The sequence below is a fragment of the Nonomuraea sp. NPDC049784 genome, from assembly GCF_040659615.1.
Classification (GTDB): Bacteria; Actinomycetota; Actinomycetes; order Streptosporangiales; family Streptosporangiaceae; genus Nonomuraea.
Genome location: NZ_JBFAMX010000734.1, coordinates 1 through 4495, shown reverse-complemented (window position 1 = coordinate 4495; position 4495 = coordinate 1). Strand labels below are relative to the sequence as shown.

Genomic DNA, 4495 nt, shown 5'->3' with positions numbered 1-4495 from the left:
GGGGCGCCTCGGGGCTCGAGTCGTCCGTCTGCCCTTCCGGGAGGCGGGCGGGTGCTGCTGGCGTGGGCCGCGCGGCCGGCCTACCGGGGGAGCAGCCCTAGAGTTCGGCCTCCGCGTCCGGCGCCCGGAGCCGGCGCCGCTTCCAGGAACCGACGATGTGGTCGCGCATGGCCCGTGCCGCGGTCTCGGCGTCCTGGCGGGAGATCGCCTCGACCACCGAAGCATGCTCCTTCAAAGTCGACTGGAAGGCGTCCTCGTACCCCATTCCCTGATATCTGCTGCTCTCGAGCGCCCGCCGGTACAAGCGCTTGGCGATGTTCTCGGCCAGGCGGTTGCGGGAGAGCTCCATGATCGTGAGATGGAAGACCACATCCGCCTGCCGGAAGGAGTCGCTCTCATGCTGCATTTCGCGCATCGACTCCAGAGCATGCTCGATGCGGGTCAGCTCCTCGGCCGTGCGCCGCATCGCCACCGCGCCCGCCATGGCGGACTCGAGGCTGCCCCGGACGATCGTGAGCTCGTCCAGGATGCCCAGGGACTCGTCGTTGTCGATGAGCGCGGACAGCACGATCGGGTCGAGCATGTTCCAGGACCCGGAGCGGGCCACCTGGGTTCCACGGCCCTGTGCCACCACCACCAGGCCCTTCTCCTCGAGCCGCTTGATCGACTCGCGGAGAACCGTCCGGCTGACGCCGAAGTGCTCGCAGAGCGGACCTTCGGGCGGCAGTGCCTGCCCTTCGGGAATTTCGCCCGTGACAATGAGCTCGACCAGTTCGCTGACCACCGCGACGCCCAGTCGCTCGGCAGGCCTGCGGGAGGAAAAGCCGAACGCGTCCGCTTTGGCGCTCATGATTGCACTCTAGTGCAGTGCCGTAGCGCCTCTTGAAGCGCTCAGTCAATCACTCGACGGCTGCGGATCGTTTCCTATCAAGTGGAGGACCCCATCGCCGGCCCGGAGGCCTCGATCAGGCGCCGCGGGCGTGGCAGCCCTCTTTCACTGGCGGGTGTCCTGGGAGCCGGCTCCACCGGAGAGCTCCCCGTGGACGCCGGGACGGCGTCTGGCCCAGGAGCCCAGTATGTGGATGCGCATCGCGGCTGCGGCCCCCTGGGCGTCGCCCTGGAGGATCATCGACTCGATCTGCCGATGCTCTGCGAGCGACTGGGCGAGTTCTTCCCTGCGTGGGTCGCCGTTGTACTGGCTGGACAGCCGCGCCTTGGCGTGGATGCCGTGGATGATCGCGTGACCGAGACGATTGCCGGAGGCGATCATGATCATCTCGTGGAAGGTGACATCCTCTCTGGCGTAGCGCAGCGGGTCGTCCAGGCTCTTCGCGAGGACGTTTGCCTGCTCGGTCAGTGCCTCGGCCTGATCGGGCGTGATCACGCGTGCGCACTGTGCCGCCATGTCGCATTCGAGCGCCGCTCGGACGTTGACGAGGTCGTCGAGGATACGCAGGTCGCTGTCGTGCCGGATCTGCGCCTCCAGGACCACCGGATCCAGGAGGTTCCAGCCGACTGGCTCCAGCACCCGGGTGCCTCGGCCCGGGACCGCCTTGACCAGGCCCTTCGCTTCGAGGAGCTTGACCGACTCGCGCACCACTGTGCGGGAGACACCGAACTCCTCGCACAGCTCGGGCTCTGTCGGGAGCACGGTGTCCACCGGATAGGCCCCCGACACGATGCGGTCGACCAGATAGGCGACGATGGTATCGCCCAGGCGACGAGGGCGTCGGTGCCGCATCGGCTCCAGCAAGTCATGGGAGGCGCCCGCGGCCAGACCGGGTTGAGAGAACGCGGCGCTCACTGAGCCTCCAAGAAGATGGTCACAACTTGAGTATACGCTTTGCGTGTATACGTTATTCATATGATGAAGTTGGCGAAGTCCTCCACCCTCCAGCACCCCTGTATGCGGCCATGTAGAAGTGGCTCTGGCACAAAGACCGTGATGCGATCACGTTGAGCGAGCTCTGCCAGCAAGATCCGCACGGGCCCCGCGACACGGTGACCATGGCTGCTTTCTCTGGCGGGTAGGCCTGTTCCTGCTGGTGAACTCGGCCGACTGACCCTTGGATGCCGCGCTTCGGCTCAGGCGGGCGGGAGGGTGGGAGGCCCGGTGCTCTCGCGTACGACGAGTTCGGTGGCCAGCTCGACGCGGCTCTGCGGCAGTTGCTCGCCGTGGGCCAGTGTCAGCAGCATCGAGGTTGCCGCGGCGGCCATCTCGGTGAGGGGCTGGCGGATGGTGGTCAGCGGTGGAACGGCCCACCGCGCCGACGGCATGTCGTCGAAGCCGATCACGCTGAGATCATCCGGGATGCGCAGGCCGAGCTGATGGGCCGCGTGGTAGACGCCGATGGCCTGGCCGTCGTTTGTGCTGAAGATCGCGGTTGGCCGGTCGGACAGGCGCAGCAGGCGGTGCGCTTCGGCCAGACCGCCCTCGATGAAGAAGTCCCCGCGGCCGATCAGCTCCGGGTCGACGGGCACGCCGGCCATGTCGAGGGCGGTGCGGTAGCCGTCGAGACGGGCCCGGCTGGACAGCGCGGAGTCGGGCCCCGTGATGATGGCGATGCGGCGATGCCCGAGCTCCAGGAGGTGGCGGGTGGCCGTGAGCCCGCCGTTCCAGTTGCCGGCGCCGACCGATGGGATGTTCCGCGCGGGAGCGTCGGCCGGATCCAGCAGGACCAGCGGGATCTCGCGGCGGGCGAGTTGTTCGTGCTGGGTCTCGGTCAGGTCGGAGAACACCGCGATCACACCGCTCGGACGGCGCCGCAGCACACCTTCCAGCCAGGCGTCTCCGGCGGTGTGGTCACGGCGCAGGTCCGATATCCCCACCATGAGGTCGTGCTGACGGGCGACCTCCGCCACGCCTTTGGTGATCTCGACGGGATAGTCGCCCTCCAGAGCGTGGAAGACAAGCTCCACCAGGGCCGTCGGCATGGAGCGGCGGCGCTGGCGGCGGTAGCCGTGCCGGCGGATGAGCTCCTCCACGGCGGCGCGGGTTTCGGACGACACCTGGGAACGGCCGTTCACGACCTTGGAGACCGTCGCGGTGGAAACTCCGGCCAGCTCGGCGAGCTGAGCGATGGTGAGAGGAGACGACTCCGGGGGCATGGCGGCAGTTTAGTCACGGAGTGCGGGGAGGCGGGGCAGTGCCGTTTTGCCAAGATCAAAGCTTCTACGCCTCGGGGTCATGTCCCGCGTTCGGACGGTGCCGAGCAGGTAGCGGCTGCCGCCGGTGAGCAGGGTGCGGCCGATGACGACGGCGGCGAGGGCGTCCAGCTCGATGCCGACGGCGTGCAGGCCGTAGCCGGAGAGCATGTAGAACGACAGCAGTACGCCGCCCGCTCCTGCCGTTGACGGAGGGGCGGCCCGGATCGCCGGGCCGCCCCGAAACGGTGTCCGAGCCGGAGGTCCGTCTCGCGGAAGGGGCGCGAGCAGGCGGCCCTGCCACGCCGGCTCCGAGCCGGACCCGTGTCACGCCATCAGCGCTGCAGCGTCAGCAGACCCGGCCGGTAGGGCAGGAGGCCGTAGTCGCCGCCGGAGTTGGGGCTGCGTCCCTGGTAGAGCAGCTGCAGGTTGCAGGGATCAACGGTCATGGTCTGATCGGCGCCGGCGCGGACCAGCTCGCCGTGGCTGATGTCGTTGGTCCAGGTGGCGCCGCTGTTGGCCTTGCCGGCGAACGGGTTGCTCTCGGTTGCGGCCTGAGGTGTCCACGAACCGTTCAGACTGGTGGCGGTGAAGGAGCGGAAGTAGCGGCCCTGCGAGCCGATCGCCTCGACGAGCATGAGGTATTTGTTCTGGCCCTGGAGCTTGTAGACCTGAACGGCTTCGAACAGGTTGTTCGTCGTGTCGCTCATGACCACGGTCGATGTGGTGCCGAAACTGCCCGGGAAGTTCCCGATGGGCATGCTGGCCCGGTAGATCTTGCCGTTGTCCCCGGCGAAGAACAGGTACATGTTCGTGCTGTCACCGATGAGTGTCTGGTCAATGGGTCCTGTTCCGGAGCCGGAGATGCTTCCGGAGAAGAGCACCTGCTGCGATGACCAGCCATTCGGATTGGTGGGGTCGCTGGAGGTCCTGTAGGAGAAGGCGGTCCCACCCCACTGGTAGGCGAGCACCCAGATGTTCTTCGGGGCGAAGTAGAAGAGCGTGGGCGCGACAGTGGAAGACGACATCGTGTTCTGGCTGGCCGAGGCCATGTCCGACCAGTTGGTGAAGAGGCCGAAGTTCATCGAACCCCAGCTCGTCCCCGTGTCGTGCGTCGTCGCGTAGACGAGATGCTTGCCGTTGTAGGGGGCGACGGTGAAGTCCTTGAGCGAGACCCAACCTGACTTCGGGGTCGCCAGCTGGCCCGTCGATGTCCAGCGGTACGTGGACGGAAGATCGCACTGACCGGGGTTGCCGCCGCCGTCGACCCGGACGAGTTGCCATTGCTGGTTGTTGCCGCCCCAGTCGTCGTACTGGACGATGTTGGCGCCGTCGGCGGTGGAGGCGCCCT

5 protein-coding genes are annotated in these 4495 nt (G+C 67.3%); all 5 read right to left on the bottom strand.

Going from position 1 to position 4495, the window contains the following annotated elements; all coding sequences use genetic code 11:
- Positions 1-97: 97 nt before the first annotated feature.
- On the bottom strand, positions 98-850 hold the full coding sequence (locus AB0J09_RS57165) for a FadR/GntR family transcriptional regulator (RefSeq protein WP_360711232.1): 753 nt from the start codon (positions 848-850) through the stop codon (positions 98-100).
- A gap of 144 nt (positions 851-994) precedes the next feature.
- Positions 995-1804: a FadR/GntR family transcriptional regulator gene (locus AB0J09_RS57160; RefSeq protein ID WP_360711229.1), complete on the bottom strand. Its 810-nt coding sequence runs from the start codon at positions 1802-1804 to the stop codon at positions 995-997.
- A 281-nt stretch (positions 1805-2085) separates the two neighbouring features.
- Positions 2086-3108, bottom strand: coding sequence for a LacI family DNA-binding transcriptional regulator (locus AB0J09_RS57155; protein WP_360711226.1), 1023 nt, complete (start codon positions 3106-3108; stop codon positions 2086-2088).
- A gap of 9 nt (positions 3109-3117) precedes the next feature.
- Positions 3118-3315 (bottom strand): hypothetical protein, encoded by a 198-nt coding sequence (locus AB0J09_RS57150; RefSeq protein ID WP_360711223.1) that lies wholly within the window; start codon positions 3313-3315, stop codon positions 3118-3120.
- A 164-nt stretch (positions 3316-3479) separates the two neighbouring features.
- On the bottom strand, positions 3480-4495 hold a 1016-nt coding region (locus AB0J09_RS57145), incomplete at its 5' end, for a non-reducing end alpha-L-arabinofuranosidase family hydrolase (protein WP_360711220.1).

Excerpts from the sequence above, each read along its gene's own strand:
- AB0J09_RS57155 (WP_360711226.1), bottom strand. The coding sequence starts at position 3,108 with ATGCCCCCGGAGTCGTCTCCTCTCACCATCGCTCAGCTCGCCGAGCTG.
- AB0J09_RS57150 (WP_360711223.1), bottom strand. The coding sequence starts at position 3,315 with ATGCTCTCCGGCTACGGCCTGCACGCCGTCGGCATCGAGCTGGACGCC.
- AB0J09_RS57165 (WP_360711232.1), bottom strand. The coding sequence starts at position 850 with ATGAGCGCCAAAGCGGACGCGTTCGGCTTTTCCTCCCGCAGGCCTGCC.